Consider the following 20664-nt stretch of genomic DNA (forward strand, 5'->3'; position numbering starts at 1 on the left):
ATTAAGCTTATGAGGACGAGAGGATTTATCTTCAAGGTTAGGAGCATTTTTCCATCTGTGAATTGTAGTCTGAGAAAGGCCATATTTCTTAGCAAGAGCATAAGCAGAAAGAGGGCTTTCTTTGATAACCCTTCTTATCGCTAATGTTGTGGTTGCATTCTTATGTAATTTTATCTGCATAGGTTAAGATTATACACCCTAACCTATCGTTAGTCAACAATTTAATCCAAGCACTTTTGAAATAACCCTTACTGCTTCAATTAAGCCAAGCCTTTTTAAAAAATACAACCATTTCTTTACCTTTCCTAAGTCTCCCCATTCTGAAAAATTTAGGGTTTTCATCCTTTCATCAAAGAGCTCGGTTCCCCAACTTAAGACTTCAATATTACTGATTGAGCTGATTATCCTTTTAAGATAGAAGGGGGTTATAAAATGCAAGTTATCTATCAAAGCAGGATTCCTTCCATAAAGCCTTATATATATCTTTGCCAATCCTTTTGGTAAATAAGGAATCCAAAATATTCCATAATGTCCCTCGTAAAATGAGGCATAGTTAGGGATCACAAACTGAAGAGAGCCACCCTTTTTTAATACCTTAATAGATTCTTTAAGAACATTTTTTGGATCCCGAACATGCTCTAGTACTTGCGAAGAATACACTATATCAAACATTCCATCCTCATATGGTATATCCTCACCCCTTGCATATTTTATTATATTGTCTTCAAAGCCATTGAATTTAAGCAATTCTAAAGAGATTTCATAGGCTGTTTTGTTAGGCTCTAATCCAAAAGCCTCTAATCCATTTTCTCTAGCCACTACAACAAATGCCCCAAAACCACTACCTAGTATCTTCTTTCCTCTTAAATCCCCAACATACTTTGATAAAACCCTAATTTGCTCCTCTGCCCTTACTTTGGAGACAAAATCATTTGCTATTTTATCTAAAGGCAGATTATTAACCCCATTATAATCCCTTTGGTAGCATCTCTTAATTTCAACTAATATCTCGTCGCTCACTGTCATTTTTAGCTTTTGTCTTAAATGATTATTTTTTAACTCCCCTTACAATAAAATTTGAAGAACTCTTAAATCTTCCCGTTTGAGGACAAAGCAATTCAAAGCTTAATCCCCTTTTTTCAAATAATACTTTCATTTCTTCTATCTTAAAGAAATGCTTTTCTGGGACGAAAAACCAATCTTCAACCTGAGCTTCTATCCAAGTGTCATCTCGAACCTTGGTGGTTTTTCCAAATTTTTCTGCTATTTTAACAAAACTAGTTACAAATTTAATAAATGCATTTTTAAGAGGTGGGGAAAGCCTAAGGCATATTTTTCTTATGGCTTCATGAAAAAAGGTAAAGTTTGTTTTTAAATAGACGGCCAATATTAGCACGCCGTCTTTTTGAAGAATCCTTACTAATTCATCCAATGCTTTAATGGGATTAACAGTATGGTGAATAACGCCCCAGCTAAAGACTAAATCAAAGGTTTCATCTTTAAATGGAAGTTCTAACAAACTGGCTTTTTTGAATTCAATATTATTCCTATTTAGCTTATTTGCCAGCTCTTTTGCTGTATTTATACACTCTCCACTTATATCAACACCCATCACCTTTTCTGCCTTTTCAGAAAGGGCTAAAGAACATACTCCCGTACCACAACCTGCATCAAGAGCTAATTTAAAATCCCTCTGTGGCAATAAAGAAAATACATGCTCTTTTGTCTTGGAATAATCTGGAATATTTTTTGGCCAATATTCATCGTAAAAACTTTTTGTCTCTTGTTGCTTATCCATTGTGCATCTCCTCCAAATACATCTTTGTTACTTCATGCCAAGTGAATTTTTGAATTAGTTCTAAAGACTTTAGCCCCATCTCTTCTCTTTTTTTTCTGTTTTCTATAAGGCCAACCAGGGTATCCATCCATTTATCTTTATCATTCAACTCAACCAATATCCCGTTATAACCATCTTTAACCAACTCATTAGTTCCTGGGATATTTGTAGCTACAATGGGTAATCCACACGCCATAGCTTCAATTACAACATTTGGCATCCCCTCTTCAATTGAGGGCAGAACAAATATGTCTGATGCTTGATATTTTTTTAAAAGCTCATCTTTTCTTAACCAGCCACTAATCTTTACAATCCCTTTTAAATTTAAATTATTTACCTCTCTTTCAACTGATGACCTTAATGGGCCATCCCCAACAATCTCAATCTCAAAGCTAGTGTTAGTTCTTTGAGCTATTTCCGGAATAGCTTGAATAAACCATATTGGATTTTTCTGATAAACCAATCTGCCAACAAAGAGTATTTTTACCTTTCCATTTTTCCTTTGAGTTAGGTCTGGTTTAAAGAATTCTAAGTCTGCTCCATTATAGATAACCTTAACATTCGGCAAGGTTTTTTTTGCTAATTCCTGCAATCCAATACTATTAGCAATAACTGAAGAACTATTTTTCCAGATGAGCTTTATTAAAGGCTTGGTAATCTTATGGTAAAAACCCAATTCATTTGGCAAAAAACCAGGGACATCCCCCCCTCGTAATGATACAATATATGGAATACGAAAGCAAAATTTACTTAACAGGGTAATAAATCCAGAAGGAAGGGTAAAGAAGGCGATAATAAAATCTGGATGAAAATCCTTAATTATTCTAAGTGTTTTTGGAATTGCCAAAAACATAAATTTTAATAATTCAAAACCACTACAACCATCCTTTGACCTCCTTCCAATATTTACCCGATGAATTAGATAACCATTTATTACCTCTTTTCTTTCTAATCCAGAGAAATGAGAGGTAATAAATTCAACCTTGTTTTCCAATTTAACTAGATTCATTGCAATCTGGGAGGCTGCCCAACCCCCTCCTCCTCCCAGGGGTGGATGCTCATGGCAGATTACTAATACCCGCACCTTCTTTGGATAAAATCATAACCTTTAAATATGGCATACCCTGTAAATAGCATAACCATTGGCATAACAGGAAGCCGATAGCGAATCATAGGATAAAAAAGGATATGGCCAAAACACATACCCCATATCCATAAAGATAAAAATAAATGCTTCTGCCATAAAGGCAAGGCAAGTAAAAATCCAATAAGTCCTAAAGGAATAATCCAGCCATCAGAGAGAAGGCTTACAATTTTAGCCCAATCGGTTGATTTTTGTGTCAATTCACTAAGAAGCTTTGTCTTGTGGGGATATAACCTCCAGAACCTCCCAAATTTTATGATATGAACCTTTAAGGTTCTTATAGGGTCAGATAAGATAAGCTCTAATGCCTTCTTTTTTGCATATTCATCCCTTTTTTCTAAAGGAACTAAAGAGAGTTCATTTATTATGCCAACACTAATATAATTTCCCTCTTTTTCTAGCTCGCCTTTGTCAAGATATGGGTTATTTCCCTGCCAGAACAAAATCCATATCCCTCCTCCTTTGCTTACTGCTTCGCCTGCTGACCTGGTTACAACCCCTCCATAAGTAAAGTAATTTCTAATAAGCCAAAAACTCCAGACAAAAGCGAAAATCAAAAAGAAAAGGGCTATTTTTTTAAGCCTTGTAACAAAAAAGAACCCTATAAACAAGAAGGGAATATAAAAGACAAATACCTCTCTGGTCAAAATAGAAAGCCCTGCAAAAATACCAGACAAGACAATAAATACTATTCCATCATTGATTTTTGTAAGAAAGTATATCAGAGCTAATGCCATAAATATAAAAAGGGTTTCTTGAAGAATATGTCCTGTGTAGTAAATAAGATATGGATTCCAGGATGCCAGGAATGCACCAATAAGACCAACTTGAGGGTTAAAAACCCTTTTTCCTATAAGAAAAACAAGAAGACAGCTAAAGCTTCCCAATATTGCCTGGAATATTCTTACCACAAATAGATTGTGTTCCCCAAATAGCCAGTATATACATCCAATAAAAATAGGATATATTGGAGACCGCATAGCTGTTGGCTTTTCTTCGGAATCTACATAGCCTTTGCCATGTGCAATGCTCATTCCCAATTGGTCATAAGAAACTGCATCAGAAAACACAAGCCCTGCCTCCTTTAGATGGATTGCCCACCCTAGTCTTAAAATCAATGCAAAAATGCAAAGGCTAAAAATTAGTTTTTTCTCCACTATTCTATATACCTTTCATGCCACAATTGAAAAACAAGCAATGCCCATATTGGCTTCCAATTGTTCTTTTTTAATGAAATATGTTCATCTAATAATTGTTTAACAAAATTATAAGCAAATATTCCATCTTTGTCAATCCTAGATTTTTCAAAAAGTTCTTGGGTAAGCCCCTTTAGCTCTTTCCTTATCCATTCTCCAACAGGAACACTAAACCCCTGTTTTTTACGATACAGAATCTCATTAGGAAGCAACCCTTTCATTACCTTCTTTAATAAATACTTTCCAGTTAAGCTATGAAGCTTATAAGAGATGGGAAGGCAATTTATAAAATCCATTAGCTTTTTATCCAAAAATGGTGCCCTTACCTCTAATGAATGTGCCATACTTGCCCTGTCTACCTTAACTAATATAGATTCAGGAAAATATAGCTTCATATCCAAAAATAGCATCCTTTCTAACATATTAGAAGAATTGCAATCTTTTAAATAGAATTCAATATCTTCAAATACATCCCCTTCTTCTTTATTTACAAAAAGCCTCTCTACTTCCTGTGGTAAAAAATAAGAAGACCAAAGCTGATGCCTAACTTCTCCTAGAAAGCCATCGCCACTAATAAACTTTTTTGCCTTATAATCAAATGTATAATAACCAAGCCTTGTTGGCAGAAGATTAACCATTTCTGCAATCCCTTTGCGAAAGAGGCTTGGTATCTTTTTGTAGTATTCAAAAACCCTATGTCCAAGATATGTTGGATAACCAGCAAAAAGCTCATCTCCACCATCCCCTCCTAAAGCTACTGTTACCTTTTTTCTTGTTATCAAAGATAAAAGGTATGTAGGAATTATGGATGTGTCTGCCATTGGCTCATCCAATATCTCTGGAATCTTTGGAATAATATCAAGTAGCTTATCTATAGAAAGAACCTCATCATAATGGTCTGATTCTATAAACTTTGCCACATTTCTTGCATAGCCTAATTCATCATATCCCTTTTCTGTAAAACCAATGGAGAAAGTCTTTATCCTCGGAACCAATTTGCTTGCAAAGAATGTAATTGTAGATGAATCTATACCTCCGCTTAAAAATATTCCCAAAGGAACATCAGAGATGAGCCTTTTTTTAACAGCATTCTCAAGAAGGGATTTTAAATCAGATATTGCCTCATTTTCAGAAATAGTTTTTCTTTTCTCTCTAAACCTTGGTGTCCAATATTGCTTTATTTCAATGCCATTTTTGCTAAATACCAAAAAATGACCTGCTAAAATCTTCTTTATGCCCTTAAATATTGAATTTGGTGAAGGGATATAGCCATAAAACAGGTATTTTCTCAATGATTTCATATCAATCTCCCTTTTTATAAGTGGATGAAGAATAAGGGATTTAAGCTCTGATGCAAAGATTAGGGTTTGGTCTTGAACGCTATAATAAAGTGGCTTTTTTCCCATAGGATCACGAGCAAGAATAAGCCTTTCATTTTCTTTATCCCATAATGCAAGGCTAAACATTCCATCAAGCCTTTCAATAAACCCACTTTGATATTTCTCATAGGAGGCTAAAATAGCCTCAGTATCAGAATTTGATATAAATTCATATCCTTTGCATTCATCTTTAAGCTCTTTATAATTGTATATCTCGCCGTTAAAAACCACCCAAACATTTTTTCTTTTATTTGACATTGGCTGATGGCCTAAAGGAGAAAGGTCAATGATAGAGAGCCTTCTATGGCCTAATGCAGCCTTAATTGGTAGCTTTTCTTTATCATTATCGCCAAATGTATCTTTTTCTTCCAATATCCTTCCATCCTCCATTTGAAAAAAGCAGCCACTATCATCCGGACCCCGATGATAAAGGACATTTGTCATTTTTTTTATTACTTCCTTTGTGGTCGGGTAAATTCTTCCAAGGTTAATATGACCTGTAATTCCACACATTAAATTTTTATCTTTATTAGCATTTTAAACTTTTAATAAATAGTTTGTCAATTTAAGAAGATTTGCTATATAATATAAAAAGTGGACAAAACATTAGAAAAGGTATTGAATTATTCAAAGGCTGATGAAACAGAAGCTATTCTTGTTTCAAATAGCTCTGGCTTGACAAGATTTGCAAATTCTTCCATTCATCAAAATGTCTATGAGAATGACAAATATCTTAAGATACGGGTTATTAAGGATAAAAAGATAGGTTCTGTTTCAACAAATATTTTAAGTGATGAAAAAATAAAGGATGCTGTCAATAGGGCAATTGAGCTTTCCAAATTTGCTAAAGAGGATTTAAATTTAGCCCTTCCAAAGCCTACATTTTATAAAGAGATACCTACATTTTATAAAGAAACAGCCTTTTGCTCTCCTGAAAGGAGGGCAGGCGTTGTAAAGGAAATAATAGAAAAAGGGGAAAGCAAGGGCTGTGTTTCATCTGGTGCATTTTCAACAGGTAATGCTTCTATTTCTATTTCTAATTCATCCGGCGTTGATGCATCTTCCCATCTTACATCAGCATCCCTTGTTATTGTTATGGAAAAAGATGGTTCATCTGGCTATGCTTCTTGTATATCAAGGGATATAAATAATGTAAATCCACAAGAATTAGGAGATTCTGCGATTGAAAAAGCCACATCTTCCATAAATCCAAAGGAGATAGAGCCAGGTGAGTACAGCGTTATCCTTGAGCCTCCTGCTGTTTCTGATATGCTTCTATTTCTTGGTTATCTTGGATTTGGTGCTTTGTCTTTTCAAGAGAAAAGGAGCTTTATGTATGGAAATATTGGAAAAAAGATAATGGGTGAGAATATTACAATTTGGGATGATGGGCTAGATCCACAGGGAACAGGTATGCCATTTGATTTTGAGGGTGTTTCTAAACAAAAGGTTGTATTTATTGAAAACGGAATTGCAAAGAATATCTGCTATGACCAATATACAGCAAATAGAGAAAAAACCTTATCTACAGGACATTCCCTTCCACAGCCAAATACAGCAGGACCTATTCCTCTTAACCTATTTATGGCAAGTGGAAAAGGAAGTAAGGAGGAGATGGTAAAAAATACAAAAAAGGGGCTTCTTATTACAAGGTTTCACTATACAAATGTTATAGAGCCTATGAAAGCTATTATAACAGGAATGACAAGGGATGGAACATTCTTTATTGAAAATGGAAGAATTTCCTATCCTGTAAAGAATATGAGGTTCACCCAATCTATCCTTGATGCTTTGTCAAATGTATCTTTTGTTTCAAAGGAAAGACAACTTTGCTCTGAGGGAATGATTATGGAATTTGCATCCTCCTGCTATGTTCCTACTATTAAAATAGATAGATTCAATTTTACAGGTAAAACAGAGTTTTAAAAGATTGCGAATTACAGAATACGAAGTATGGCGAAGCAATTTCGGATTTTTGTTTTTTTGTCTTCTGTTCCCTGTCTTCTGTCTTCTTATTTCTGGTTGCACAATATTTAAGTGGACAGTTCCAAAGAAAGAAGAAAAGATAAGGCCTCCTTCAAAAATAGAATTTATCTGGCCTCTTAAGGGAGAAATAACCTCTAAATTTGGAAAAAGGGATTCTGGATTTCATAATGGAATAGACATAAAAGCACAAGAGGGTTCTAAGATTAAGGCATCGGCTGATGGCGTTGTATCTTATGCTGATTTTAGACCAACCTATGGAAATGTTATTATTATTTTGCATAAGGATGGCTTTGCCACGGTCTATGCCCATAACAAAAAGAACCTTGTCTCGGTTTCCCAAAGGGTAAAACAGGGAGATGTTATTGCCCTGGTTGGAAAAACAGGGAATGCAACAGGATTTCACCTTCACTTTGAAATAAGGAATAAGGGAAAGGCAGAAGACCCTCTTTTTTACTTACCTATTGACAAATAGGGAATTTGATGTAATAATTTTAAGATATGAAAAGATTAGGGTTTATATTTGATTTTTTTATATGGCTACTTGTCCTTGGATTTATAGGTGTTACAATATTTCTTAATTACAAAACCAATGTTCCTATACACCCTACTATTTATGCTATCCTCTCTTTTCTCCTTATCTCTACCCTTATAGTCCAAGAGGAAAGGAAAAAAAATAAAAAAAGAAAGGAGAGGCTTTTTTGCCTTCAAAAAGCGAGCCTTTCTTTAGCATCAAGCCTTAATCTAGCCGATGTCTTTAAGGAGATAGCAGAATCTAGCCTTCTTCTTGTAAAGAATGGAGAAGCCTGTATTGTTGAGCAGATAGCAGAGGGAATGCCACAAATAAGGTATTCCTTGAATATTCAAGGAAAACCAGATAATACCTTTGGTATTATGGTAAAAGAAAAAGAGTATATTGTTTCCCTAGCCCTTCCAAAGGAAAGGCCTAAATGGAGCGAAAATTACAAATATTTTATTGGCATCCCCCTGATACTTGCTGGAAACATTATAGGAATTCTTGAGCTATATTTTAAAAAGAAGCATAAAATAGGGAAGGAAGAAAAAGAGGCTTTAACTACCCTTTCCTCCTATGCTGCATCTTCTATTTCTAATGCAAGTCAATACGAAGAAACCTCCCTTGCCCTAAAAAAGGAAAAACAGGCATTTGTTGCTTTATCAAAGATTGATAAGTCATTAAAGGAAGAGGTTCTTGACTTAGAAGACCAGCTAAACATTATTCTTAAAGAGGCATTTAGGGCAACAGGTGCAATGAAAAGCGAGGTTTGGGTTCTTGATGAAGGGGTTAATGAGCTTTCTTGTATTACAGTTTATCCCCTTGTTGATATGGTTTATGGTGTCAGGTGCAAAATGGATGAGGGCTTACTTGGAGAGGCCTTTAGCTTAAGAAAACCTATAAGCTGCCCTGATTTGACAAAAGAGCCAAAATTTACAAATCCTTTAAAGAGAAAGGTTATATCTTCCCTATTTATCCCTCTTGTCTATCAGGAAAAAAATGTCGGTGTTATGGCATTATTCAACAAGAATGGAAATCAGCCATTTACAGATGCTGACCTTAATATTTTAGAAGGCATATCTACTCAAGCCTCTATTGCCATTTCTCAGACAAAGATGTATTACAAGCTTAAGAATCTAACAGCTGGGCTTGTTTCCCTTTATGAGATAAACAGAACACTTGCTGAAGGAAAGGAGCTTAATAATGTTTTACAGCTTATCCTTAAAAAGGGATGCGAGCTTTTTTCCTGTGATAATGGCTCTATTATGCTTCTTGATGAAAAAACAAATGAATTAACCATAAAGGTAGCCTCTGGTCTTTCAGAGGAAATCATAAGAACTACAAAGAAATATGTTGGTGATGGCTCTATAGCTGGATGGGTAGCAAAGGAGAGAAAACCCCTTATCCTTCTTGGAAGGGTGGTTGATGAGAGGTTTTCCGGGGTTCGTGAGAGGACAAAGGATAGCCTATGCGTTCCAATGATAACAAAGGATAGGCTTGTAGGCGTATTTTCTTTAAGCAATAGAAAGGGTCAGGGCATATTTGAAAAGGCAGATATGAACCTTCTTGCAACACTAGCGAATGAGGCTGGTTTAGCAATAGAAACAGCCCTTCTTTATGACCTTTCTCAGAAAAGGATAAAAGAGCTTTTGGGGATAAAGAGGATAGCGGGTGAGATGATGTTAAGAAAGGATATAAAGGAAGTAATTGGGCTTTCTCTTAACATAGGGTGTGAGTTATTAGAGTGTGAATTTGGTTGGTTTTTTGAGCCAAAAGAGGGAGGATATGCCCTTATATCTGCCAGGGGAAAGGGAAGAATGGATGAAAGGGATTTTGAAGGCATTCTTAAAACAGGTGATGATACAGTAAAATGGATAGGAGGGAATAAAAAGCCCTTAATAATTGATAAATGCGAGGAAGACCCAAGGTTTGCACCAATTAGAACAATACATTGCAAAACCCTCCTTGGCATTCCAGTTATATCAGGAGAAAATCTTTTGGGTGTAATAGAATTTTTTAATAAGGAGCCATATTTTACAAAGGATGATGTCCGCTTAAGTTTGGTTTTTGCAAATCAAATGGCTATTGCTATTGAGAATGCAGACCTTTTCCTTGATATAAAGAAGAAAGCCCTTGAGCTTTCAACGGTTAATCAAATGGTAAAGGAAATTGCTTCTGCTCCCAATTTTGACGAACTTATCTTAAAGGTTATATCCTTTGCATCAAGGGTGATGCGTTCAAAGAAGGTATGGTTTCACCTTATAGAGGATAGGGAGCTTATTCTTAAAGGAGAGATTGGGTTAACAGACCTAGAGAAAAAAAGGGAGGAAGGTCTTAGCCTAGGAAGGGGAATAGCTGGTGTTTGTGCATTAGAAAAGGAGGTAACTATTGTTTCTGATATAAAAAGAGATAAGAGGATTAAGGAAGAGGATAAAAGGATGTATAAACCCTCATCATACATTTCCTGCCCCATTATTGTTAAGGATGAAGCAATAGGTGTTCTATCTTTTTCTGAGAAATTGCTAGAGACAGAATACGATGAGGATGATTCTGCCCTTCTTACAACACTTAGCTCCCAGGTCTCTATTGCTATTGAGAATATCAGGTTATACTTAAACCTGGAAAGGCATACAATAGAAACATTCAAAACCCTATCAGCGGTTATAGAGGCAAGAGACCCAAGGACAAGGGGCTATGGAGAAATGGTTTCAAGATATGCAGAGAAGCTGGCAAAAAATAAGGGGTTAGCAGAAGATGAGGTAAAAAGAATAGCTGAAGCATCCTCTCTTATTGATATTGGAAAGATTGGTATTCCAGAAGAAATCCTTCTAAAGGATGAGCATTTTCTTAACCCAGAAGAGGCTGAAAGGATAAAACAGCATTCCCTTATCAGCGTTCAGATGTTGCGTTCCCATGCAGGATTTAAGCCCATTATCAAGCTTATATATCACCATCATGAAAACTACGATGGCACAGGATACCCGGATGGCATCTCTGGTGAGGATATTCCTATTGGCTCAAGAATAATTGCTATTGTTGATAATTTTTCCCATCTTTTAAAACAAGGCAAGACAAAAGAAGAAGGGTCTGCATTTTTAAAAGAAAAATCTGGTTCTTTCTTTGACCCTGAGCTTGTTTCTATATTTATAAATTCCTGTTTGAAAGAATAACACTTACCCTGCTACAACCTTTATCCCTTCCTCTATTGTTGTTATTCCTTCCAAAACCTTTTCTTTAGCTGCATCCTTTAATGTAACAAGCCCTTTTTCCATAGCAAGCTCTGTTATTCTGGAAGCAGGTTCTCTTTCTGTAATAAGCTCTTGAATCTCATGGTCTATATCAAGTAATTCATATATGGCAATCCTTCCCTTGTAGCCTATTTGACTACATTTCTTACATCCCTCTCCCCTCCAAAGGGGTGTGTCAGGAGAAATATCAAAGAATTTAAGAAAGCTTTCCTTTGGCTTATAAGGAATTCTACATTCTAGGCATATCTTTCTAATAAGCCTCTGGGCAACAGATAAGATGAGGGTTGAGGCAATGAGAAATGGCTCAACACCCATATTTTGAAGCCTTGTTATTGCTCCAACAGAATCATTTGTATGTAAGGTAGAGAATACAAGATGTCCTGTTAGGGCGGCATTTATGGCAACCTCTGCTGTTTCCTTATCCCTTATTTCGCCAACAAATAAAATATCAGGGTCCTGCCTTAAGAATGAGCGAAGGGTTGTTGGAAAATCAAGTCCAATATCAGGTCTTGCCTGTGTTTGATTAAGACCCCTCATTTTATACTCAACAGGATCCTCAACGGTCATAATATTTTTGTCAGGGGAATTGATTGTTCTAAGGGTTGAATAAAGGGTTGTTGTTTTTCCACAGCCTGTTGGTCCTGTTATAAGGATTATGCCATGCGGCTCTTTTATCTTTTTTTCATAGAGAGAAAGCATATCTTTATTAAACCCTAATTTTACAAGGTCAACAGCCATAGATGTTGGGTCAAGGATTCTTGCTACAACCTTTTCTCCATGTGATGTTGGGACAATAGAAACCCTCATATCTGCTTCCCTAGCTTTTAACCTTATAGAGCACCTTCCATCCTGGGGAAGACGCCTCTCTGCAATATTTAGCCCAGAGATTATCTTAAACCTTGAGATAATAGCCCTGCAAAGGCTCTTTGGTGGAGAAAATGCTTCATGAAGGACACCGTCAATCCTATACCTTATCCTTAAATCCTCCTCATATGGCTCAATGTGTATATCAGATGCACCCCTTTCAACAGCTTCAGAGAGTAAATGGTTGACAAGCCTGATTATTCCAACAGCTTCGCCCTCTTCCTTTATCTTTTCAAGGTCAACAGCCTCTTCCTCCCTCAAAACCTCAACAGCTTTAACATCAACATCAGCAAGGATGTCCTCCATTGTCTCTGTTTTTTTATAACATTTGTCTATTGCAGCCTTTATCTTTTCTTCAGAAGAGACAACAGCCCTTATCTTACAGCCTGTAACCTTTCTTATGTCATCAATAGCAAATACATCTAATGGGTCTGCCATAGCAATGGTTAAAACATCATCAGTTAGAGAAATTGGAATTGCCAGGTGCTTTCTAACAATTGGCTCTAATACATCATTCCTTAAGACCTTTCCAAATCTTTCAATCTCTATATTTTCTAGGTCTATATATGCTATACCCATTTGAGAGCCTAGAAAATTAAGGATTGTTTCTTCAGTTGCAAAGCCAAGCCTTGATAGGGTCTTTCCAAGCCTCTCCTTTGTCCTTCTCTGCTCATCAAGGGCTTTCAAAAGTTGCTCTTGTGTTATAATATTTGCCTTAACAAGCATATCACCTAATTTTCTTTTGTCTCTTATGGTCATTTCTTTCTTTGTTTTTCCTTCAATGTTATTAGATATTTAATATCCTCTAAATCCTGCGGCCTTCCTGCAGCCTTCTTCATCTTAATAAGATCATCCAATGAGGAAAAGAATACCATTGTTTCTCCAAAAGGTGCTTCTTTCTTGTTCTTCCAAACTCTCTCAAAGGTTATTCCCTTCACAAATGGATGAATGTCTGTCTCCACCACATATTGCCTTATTAATACCTTTTTATTCAACAAATCTTCTATTGAAACATCAGTAATATCATAGCCAAATTCCTTTAAAGCCTTGAGTGTCCTTTCTGCATTTTGTCTTTCTGGTCTTATAAAGATATCAATATCCAATGTTGTCCTTACATAGCCATATACAGGAAAACAGGTTGCACCTATTATCACAAAATCAACCCTATTTTCTTTTAACAATTTCAAAAGCCCTTCTGTGTCCATTTGCCTCCAAAAGCCTGATTGTCTCATCCCTTTTCTTAAACATTAGCTCAAACCTTTCATTTAGAGTTAAAGAAAAAAGCCACGAAATTTCATACTCTCTTTCTTTCTCTGGATTATCCTTATCCAATTTTAGTATCATTTTTTAAGTCTATCCCATCTATTCCGAATTCCGATTTCTTTTAATGTATATTCCAAGATTATATCTTGTTTCATCATTCTGCTCTCCAATCCCAAGCTTTATATCAAAGAATTTTAATGGCTTCATAATACCAAAAGCAAACCCATTTTTTTCATATTCAGCCAATAAACTAAAATTCTTTATTGGCATATCTATCCCAACAAAATATTGCCCGCAATTAGAGCTTTCTTTCCATAAATGGCCCAAGCCAAGATGGATGTTAAAAAATCTGGATGGAAGGCTTGATATAAACCAAAATCCCCTATCTTTTTGCTTTTCTTTCTTCTCCATATCATAAGACCTATAATACAGAGAAATTCCAAGCCAATCAGTATAGCCTAGCTTTAAGCTAGCACCCATCCCAAAAAGGCTTATCTCTGTTTTAAGGCTTGAGGGAATGCCTACCTTTAAAAGAAAAATATCTGGATATGTAAGTCCAAATTCAAGCTCTCCTCCCTTTAAACAATGAGATGTTGGAAGAGAAACTATTTCTCTTAAATATTCTCTTTCCTTTGGTGGAATAGAAGGTTCCTTCGGTAAAGATAAAGGATAAAGATTAACCCTTATCTCTTCTTCTTTCTTTATTAAAACCTTTTGTGTTTGGCTTTCAAACCCCTCTTTTTTTACAACAACCTCATAGACTTTTTCTTCCATGTTTGGGATAAAGAGAGGCGTAAGACCAGCAAGTTTTCCATCAAGAAAGACCTCGCAATTATTAGGAATTGATGAAACAGTAAGTGATAATGGTCTTTTCTCTGCCTTCTTTAATGTTGTAAGATATAGACAAAGCTCAAGGGAAGAATAGGGATTGCTCTTATTTTCTATTTCAAGCTTTAAATCCTCAAAGCCATCCTTTGAAACAAGGAGGTCTCCCTCTATTTTGTCGTTGATAATAATAGGACTTTTTCCTATTTCTTTTCCCTTCCAAGATATACTTGCCTTTGGCTTTGTATTTATAAGGAGAAACTCCTTTGTTTTATTTACCTCAAAGCTACTTTTTCTTACAAGGTTAAATAGAGATATTTTTTCCTTTGAGGATGAAATAGAAAGAAAAGACCTGCGAGGTTCAACGGATGTAATCTCACCACTTGCTATTTTTATCCCATCTTTTAAACAATCAAATTTATCGCCTATCTTTATTCCATCCTCTTTACCCAGAGGAATAGCAATCTCTGATTGGGAAATAATCCTTTCAATCTTTGTATTAACACCAAAATTAGAAAGGAATAGGTCAAGAAGCCATTCTTTTAAATATGGGTCATCCTTCCTGCTTGTAGGTATAAATGAAAATCTAACAAACCTTTGGCTAAGGGAATCCTCTATAGAGCCAATGACTATTACATCACATTCCAAAAGCTCACCAATTGTCCATGCCATCTCAGGGGTAATTACGCCAATCTCTTTTTGTATTGCTGGTGTAAGAATCCTACTTACCTTTTCTCTTGGGATTAGGGTAAATCTATCTGATGGAAATAAAGAAGAAATAATCAAATTAAGCTCTTCCTTTCCCTTTCCTGTTAATGTTTTATCCTCAAAATCAAGAAATGCTATTGTCTTTGAATATGCTATGGAGGAGAGACACAGACTAAAGGCACAAAGGAACAAAGGAACAAAGGCACAAAGTTTGTAAAAAATTCCAAATCCGAAATCCGAAATCCGAAATCTGTAATTCATTTCTCCATCTCCTTTATCTTTTCTGTAATTAAAACCCTTAATTGACCCTTTGAATATATGGATTCTGGGTATTCCAAAAGAAGCCTTTTGTATGTTTTAACTGAATCCTCCTTCATATTCAATAGGCTATAAGCACCTGCAATGTGGTATAGTGCATCTGGAACAAGGTTTGATTCAGGGAATTTTTCCTCTAATCCTTGCCAATTTAATATTGCATTTTGATAATCCTTCATCTCAAAATAAACCTCTCCCTTTGAATATTGAGCATAGGCTGCCCAATATGATGTAGGATATAAAGAGAGGACATTATCAAACTTCTCCCCTGCCTCATCATATTTTTTTTGGAATAAAAGGCTTTTTCCTACATCATAAATCTTTTTTGCTTTTTCATTAGCTATTCTTTCATTAAGCCTTCCCATTGCAAGAAGCCCTGCTTTTGCATAGCTTGATTGGGGATATAGCTCAACTATCTTTTTAAATGTGCTAAAAGCCTTGTCATATTCATTATTCTCATAATAGCTCTGTGCCATTTTAAAAAGGCTTTCTGCATCCTCTTCGTTAAGCTTGTCAGAGATTTCAGAAAGGATATTTTTTGCCTTTTCTGTGTAGACACCAGAAGGCCAGATTGAAATAATATTTTGCAAAATCCTTGCACATTCCTTATATTCTCCAAGCTCATAGTATTTAAAGGCAATATCAAATTGCGCCTTTTGTCTTTCTTCTGCCATTTCATCTTTTATTTTCTTTATTCGTTCCTGTGAAAGGTCTCTGTAAATAGAATTTGGATATAAAAGGCATATTTTTTGAAAAATCTCTAAAGCATTTGAATAATTTTTCTCATTTAATGATTGAATTGCTTGTTTATAAAGGCTTTCTGCATCTTTTTCCTCCTTTTTGCTTGCTAGTTCATCTAGTTTTTCTTGAGACATCTTTGCATAATTTGTTGTTGGATAAGAAGAAATTACCTCTTGAAATTTTATTCTTGCCTCATTCTCTTTTCCTTCGTCCTTAAGTTTTAGCCCTTCATTGTATTTTAAACTTGCTTCTTCTTCGCATTTTTCTTTATTCGCCTTTATTATGCCCTCTTTTGCTAGATTTGTGTATTCTGTTTCAGGAAAATCCCTTATAAGCCTTTGAAAACACTCAATAGCCTCATCGTATTTTCCATTTTTAAGATTTTCTACTCCATTGTCATAAAGCTCCTTTATCTTTCCTGTGCTTTCTTTCGCTAACTTTTCATTTATTTCGGATAAAAGGTTATTTGCCTCTTTTTTATACTTACAATCTGGATATTTTTCAAGGAGCTTCTCAAGGCTTGCCTTTGCCTTTTCCAGGTCTTTCTTTTGTAAATTCTCCTTTGCAGAGCTAAATAATTCCCCCATTTCTTTTTCGCTTATCTTCTTTGAAATTTCTTCTTTTAGCCTTAATCCAGAATCATAGTATTTTGAATCCTTATTCTTTTCTAAAAAGGCTGTTATTGTCTTTGATGCATTATTATAATCTTCTGTTTTAAAATAAGACCAGGAAAGGCTATATTCTGCATAAGGAGCATATCCTGCATCTGGATGAAGGTTAAGAAATTCATTATAACTTTTTATGGCATCATTATATTTCTCCTGATAATAAAGGCTTTCTGCTATTTTAAACCTTGCATAAGGTGTATAGGTAGAATATGGATATTCGCTTACAAAGCTTAGAAATTGGTCATAGGCGCCTGTATATGAGCCTTTTTCAAAAAGCTCCTTTGCATTTTTTATTCTTTCTGTTTCTATTTTTGTTGGCTTTTTCGGCAAGAGTTCGTTAAGAATGGAAGTGGCATATTCTGCCTCCTTTGTTCCTGGATATTCACTTGCAAGCCTTTTTAATACATCAATTGCTTCATTTTTTTTGTTTAGCTTAAGATAACAATCAGAAAGCCTTGAAAGGGATGGTTTCACATCTTCTGATTGTGGATATAGGGAAATTACATTTTTAAAGCTCTTTTCTGCGCTATCATATTTTTCTAATTTAAATAACCCCTCTCCTATTCTATATTGAGCATATGGGCTAAATTCTCCTTGGGGTTGATATAAAAGATATTCTTTATATAACCCTAAAGCTTGCTCAAAATTTCCATCATTAAAGCTTTCATCTGCCTTTTTTATGATGTCTTCGGCTCTTAATATACATCCAAAAAGGAAAAAAAGAAAAATAACCCTTTTCATTGTATTTAATATAATAGGAAATTCCTTTTAAGTCAAGAATTTTAATAAAATCCTCTCAACATCCAAATCATCAATCGTCCATTTTCCAAGAAATACATCCTCTCCTTTCATCTTTCCATGGCAATCAGAACCACCTGTTACAAATAGCCCATATTCAAATGCCTTTCTTCTTAAGAGCTTGGAAAGATTAGGGTCAATCTTTGGATGGACAGCCTCAACCCCCATAATTCCAGCCTTTATAAGGCTTGGTAATAATCCTATTGTATCATAGGGATGGGCAAGGACAGGAATCCCACCCGATGCTTTTATTACCTCAATTGCCTTCTCTGGTTTTGGAAGGTTTTCCCTCTCAACAAAGCCACATTTTCCAAAGGAAAGATATTTCTCAAAACAAGAAAGGACAGAAGAAGAAAAGCCCTTATCAAATAAAACCCTTGCAATGTGAAGCCTTCCTATAGCACCTGGACCAGATACCCTTTTTACATCTTCATAATCTATATTTATCCCTGCTCCCTGAAGCTTTTTTACAATCTTTTCTACCCTCCTTTCTCTTCCCTCCCTTATTGGTGTAAGAAAATCCTTAAGCCTTTGGTCTTCTATATCTATAAAATACCCAAGGATATGAATTTCTTCAATATTTCCACAAGCCTCACATCCAATCTCAATCCCCGGGATTATCTCTACCTTGGATTCTATATTTTCTATTTCAAAATAGCTATCCAATATATCATGGTCTGTAATGCTAATATAAAAAAGCCCTAAATTATCAGCATATTTAATTATTTCCTTTGGTGTAAAGCTACCATCAGAATAGACAGTATGAATATGAAGGTCAGATGGCATTTTCTTTATTTATTTTATCCAAAATTCCATTTATTATCCTATAGGAATCTACTGTGCTATACATCTTTGAAATCTCAATTGCCTCATCAATTACCACAGATGAAGGGGCATCTTTGGAAAATAAAAGCTCATAGATAGCAATTTGGAGGATTTTATGGTCAATTAGGGCAAGACGCTCTATTTTCCAATTCTCAAGATGGTCTCTTATTATTTTATCAATTACCTTTTCATTTTTTTTCACTCCCAAGACAAGGCTTAATGAAAAATCATCCCTTTTTTCTGGATATAATAAAAAGAATTTATCCTCTTGTGTTTCCTTTGTTATTTCAAGCCAGTAAAGGAGTTCAAGTGCAGATATTCTTGCCTTTGTTCTTTTTCTCAAATTGCCTTTAGGAGATTTACCATTTCAATGGCTGAAATTGCAGCATTCCTTCCCTTATTTCCAGATTTTCCTCCTGCCCTCTCAATTGCCTGTTCAATGGTATCAGCTGTTATAACCCCAAAAATTACAGGAATCCCTGTTTCTAGTGAAATGTTTGCTATTCCCTTTGCAACTTCAGAGGCAATATAATCAAAATGTGGTGTATCACCCCTTATTATCACACCAAGGCCAATAATGACATCAAATTTCTTTGCCCTTGCAAGGTTTGAAGCAATGTATGGAATTTCAAATGAACCAGGAACATAAAAAAGAGAAATATTCTCATCTTCTACACCCTGCCTCTTTAGGGTATCCAAACAGCCCTCTTTTAGCATATTTGCAATGAATTCATTAAACCTTGAGATGACAATCCCTACCTTAATACCTTCTCCAATCAGCTTTCCTTCATATACCTTCATAAAAAAATACTAACATATCAAAAAACATCTTGTCAAATAAAACCATTTTATTGTAAAATGCTAATTGTGAAAATTTTTATTTTTCTTATTTTAATATCTGGGTGTGCAACAAACCAATATATTTCCTCATATTCATATAAGGAAAATCAAAGGGCTGTTAATCTATATGAAAGGGGATTAGCTTTTAAAGAAAAAGGGGAATATGCAAATGCTATAAATGAATTTCAAAGGTTTCTTGATTACTATAGGAATACATATTTTTGCGATGAGGCATATTACCAGATAGCAGAATGCTACAGGCTCCTTTTGCAATGGCCTGAGGCTATAAAGTCTTACAAGAGGCTTATTTCTAAATTTAGCAAACCATTTGTTCTTTTTCGTCCTTTTGTTAAAGAGAGGGAGTCTTCCTTTATTCCCGAGGCAAATTATAAAATAGGGCTTTGTTTTGAGGAACAAAGGGATTACCTTAAGGCAATTGAGTATTATGAGGAGACAATAAAAAAATACTATTTTACAGAATGGGGACCTCTTTCTGAAGAGGGAATAAAGAGGATAATCGCAAAGAATCCCGATGCAAAATGGGCAAAGAAGGAGGAAAAAAAGCTTGCAAGGCTAATAAAAAAAGTAAAGAAGAAATAAATATATAATTTTTTTGGCTCTTCACATTGTCTAAAAGACAGAATTTAAAAAACAAATATGTGTTGAGCTTCCTTTATGCTAAAGAGCCAGAAATCGCTTTGTTTAATTGTAAATTGTTTAGCGAAGCTAAACACGTACATAAATTTTAAAAATCCGAAGCACGAAACAATATCTGAATTAAGCACGAAATCCGAAGCACGAAGCATGAAATAATATCTAAATTCAAAATTCTAAACATTTTTACTGCGATTTCCTCATTCCAGAGGAACGTATTACTTGTTTTCCATCCTCTAAATTATATTGTTTTGAATTTTCAATTTTAGTCATTTGAATTTGTTTTAAGATTTCGGATTTCGAATTTCGGATTTCATTTGTTCCATTAAAGCTAAACACATACCTATAATTTTATAAGAATGAAAAATTTATAAATAAAGGAGGTGAGAAAAGAGGAAGAAGCTAGGATTGGTTGCTTTAATGGCACTTGCTCCCGCAATAGCTCAGTGTGCATCGTTTGGGACAATCACACTTACAGTTACCTGTAGATACCTTTCCATTAGCATATCCCCTGACACATATAGCTTTGGGATAGTGGATACAAACAGCACGGTTACCTCTACAGGCTCAAACACAGTAAAGAATGATGGAAATGCACCAGAAACATTCTGGCTTTCTGGGGCAAACACAGCAAACTGGACACTGCAAAATGCCCCAGGAATAAACCAGTTTAGCCTTTACGCTATCTTTAATTCCACCCAACCAGCAAATAACGATTTTGGTTCAGATGACAACCTGACCACAAGCTCGCAAGCATCAACTGTATCAAGATTTGCCGGAGGTGAAAATGGCGTATCTGTTTCCAATAATAGTGAAAGGCATTGCTGGTTTAGGTTTGCTGCCCCAACAGCTTTAACTGCGG

Annotated in this window: 19 protein-coding genes; 5 read left to right on the plus strand and 14 right to left on the minus strand. The window is 35.3% G+C overall.

What is annotated here, in order from left to right; genetic code table 11:
• The 6 genes from AB1630_03540 to asnB all read right to left on the minus strand — a co-directional run.
• Positions 1 to 180, minus strand: a 180-nt coding sequence (locus tag AB1630_03540; GenBank protein MEW6102882.1) for an IS481 family transposase, incomplete at its 3' end; no start/stop codon positions are given.
• Positions 181 to 213: 33 nt separating this feature from the next.
• Complete coding sequence (locus tag AB1630_03545; protein ID MEW6102883.1) at positions 214 to 1026, minus strand: class I SAM-dependent methyltransferase; 813 nt, start codon at positions 1024 to 1026, stop codon at positions 214 to 216.
• Between the two features lie 22 nt (positions 1027 to 1048).
• A complete protein-coding gene (locus tag AB1630_03550; protein ID MEW6102884.1) occupies positions 1049 to 1798 on the minus strand; it encodes a class I SAM-dependent methyltransferase in 750 nt (249 codons plus the stop codon).
• Positions 1791 to 2921, minus strand: coding sequence for a glycosyltransferase family 4 protein (locus AB1630_03555; GenBank protein MEW6102885.1), 1131 nt, complete (start codon positions 2919 to 2921; stop codon positions 1791 to 1793). Before AB1630_03555 ends, AB1630_03550 begins: the two co-directional genes overlap by 8 nt.
• Positions 2909 to 4138 carry a glycosyltransferase family 39 protein gene (locus tag AB1630_03560; protein ID MEW6102886.1) on the minus strand — a complete coding sequence of 410 codons (1230 nt, stop codon included), beginning with the start codon at positions 4136 to 4138 and terminating at the stop codon, positions 2909 to 2911. The genes AB1630_03555 and AB1630_03560 overlap by 13 nt, the downstream gene beginning before the upstream one ends.
• Positions 4138 to 6069, minus strand: coding sequence for an asparagine synthase (glutamine-hydrolyzing) (gene asnB, locus AB1630_03565; protein ID MEW6102887.1), 1932 nt, complete (start codon positions 6067 to 6069; stop codon positions 4138 to 4140). Before asnB ends, AB1630_03560 begins: the two co-directional genes overlap by 1 nt.
• A gap of 81 nt (positions 6070 to 6150) precedes the next feature.
• Here asnB and AB1630_03570 point away from each other — a divergent pair, with 81 nt between their 5' ends.
• From AB1630_03570 to AB1630_03580, 3 genes are read left to right on the plus strand one after another with little or no spacing between them, the layout of a single operon-like run.
• The gene (locus AB1630_03570) at positions 6151 to 7482 is read left to right on the plus strand and encodes a TldD/PmbA family protein (GenBank protein ID MEW6102888.1); all 1332 of its coding nucleotides are present in this window, start codon (positions 6151 to 6153) and stop codon (positions 7480 to 7482) included.
• A 49-nt stretch (positions 7483 to 7531) separates the two neighbouring features.
• Positions 7532 to 8014, plus strand: coding sequence for a M23 family metallopeptidase (locus AB1630_03575; GenBank protein ID MEW6102889.1), 483 nt, complete (start codon positions 7532 to 7534; stop codon positions 8012 to 8014).
• Positions 8015 to 8040: 26 nt separating this feature from the next.
• Entirely contained in the window at positions 8041 to 11223 is a 3183-nt protein-coding gene (locus tag AB1630_03580; GenBank protein ID MEW6102890.1) for a GAF domain-containing protein, read from the plus strand.
• 3 nt (positions 11224 to 11226) lie between these two features.
• Here AB1630_03580 and AB1630_03585 read toward each other — a convergent pair whose 3' ends face one another.
• The 8 genes from AB1630_03585 to ribE are packed head-to-tail and all read right to left on the minus strand — an operon-like array spanning position 11227 to position 19109.
• A complete protein-coding gene (locus AB1630_03585) occupies positions 11227 to 12924 on the minus strand; it encodes an ATPase, T2SS/T4P/T4SS family (protein MEW6102891.1) in 1698 nt (565 codons plus the stop codon).
• On the minus strand, positions 12921 to 13370 hold the full coding sequence (locus tag AB1630_03590; GenBank protein MEW6102892.1) for a nucleotidyltransferase: 450 nt from the start codon (positions 13368 to 13370) through the stop codon (positions 12921 to 12923). Before AB1630_03590 ends, AB1630_03585 begins: the two co-directional genes overlap by 4 nt.
• Positions 13330 to 13509 carry a hypothetical protein gene (locus AB1630_03595; protein MEW6102893.1) on the minus strand — a complete coding sequence of 60 codons (180 nt, stop codon included), beginning with the start codon at positions 13507 to 13509 and terminating at the stop codon, positions 13330 to 13332. The genes AB1630_03590 and AB1630_03595 overlap by 41 nt, the downstream gene beginning before the upstream one ends.
• Before the next feature lie 18 nt (positions 13510 to 13527).
• Entirely contained in the window at positions 13528 to 15222 is a 1695-nt protein-coding gene (locus tag AB1630_03600; protein ID MEW6102894.1) for a PEGA domain-containing protein, read from the minus strand.
• Positions 15219 to 17426: a tetratricopeptide repeat protein gene (locus tag AB1630_03605; GenBank protein ID MEW6102895.1), complete on the minus strand. Its 2208-nt coding sequence runs from the start codon at positions 17424 to 17426 to the stop codon at positions 15219 to 15221. Before AB1630_03605 ends, AB1630_03600 begins: the two co-directional genes overlap by 4 nt.
• A 27-nt stretch (positions 17427 to 17453) precedes the next feature.
• Positions 17454 to 18269, minus strand: coding sequence for a PHP domain-containing protein (locus AB1630_03610; GenBank protein MEW6102896.1), 816 nt, complete (start codon positions 18267 to 18269; stop codon positions 17454 to 17456).
• Complete coding sequence (gene nusB, locus AB1630_03615) at positions 18259 to 18651, minus strand: transcription antitermination factor NusB (protein ID MEW6102897.1); 393 nt, start codon at positions 18649 to 18651, stop codon at positions 18259 to 18261. The genes AB1630_03610 and nusB overlap by 11 nt, the downstream gene beginning before the upstream one ends.
• Complete coding sequence (ribE, locus tag AB1630_03620) at positions 18648 to 19109, minus strand: 6,7-dimethyl-8-ribityllumazine synthase (protein ID MEW6102898.1); 462 nt, start codon at positions 19107 to 19109, stop codon at positions 18648 to 18650. The genes nusB and ribE overlap by 4 nt, the downstream gene beginning before the upstream one ends.
• Before the next feature lie 66 nt (positions 19110 to 19175).
• Between ribE and AB1630_03625 the strand changes: the two genes are divergently transcribed.
• Both AB1630_03625 and AB1630_03630 read left to right on the plus strand, forming a co-directional pair.
• Positions 19176 to 19748 (plus strand): tetratricopeptide repeat protein, encoded by a 573-nt coding sequence (locus tag AB1630_03625; GenBank protein ID MEW6102899.1) that lies wholly within the window; start codon positions 19176 to 19178, stop codon positions 19746 to 19748.
• A gap of 474 nt (positions 19749 to 20222) precedes the next feature.
• The coding region (locus AB1630_03630) for a hypothetical protein (protein ID MEW6102900.1) at positions 20223 to 20664 on the plus strand (442 nt) is incomplete at its 3' end.

It is taken from the genome of bacterium (genome assembly GCA_040753555.1).
Classification (GTDB): domain Bacteria; phylum UBA9089; class UBA9088; order UBA9088; family UBA9088; genus JBFLYE01.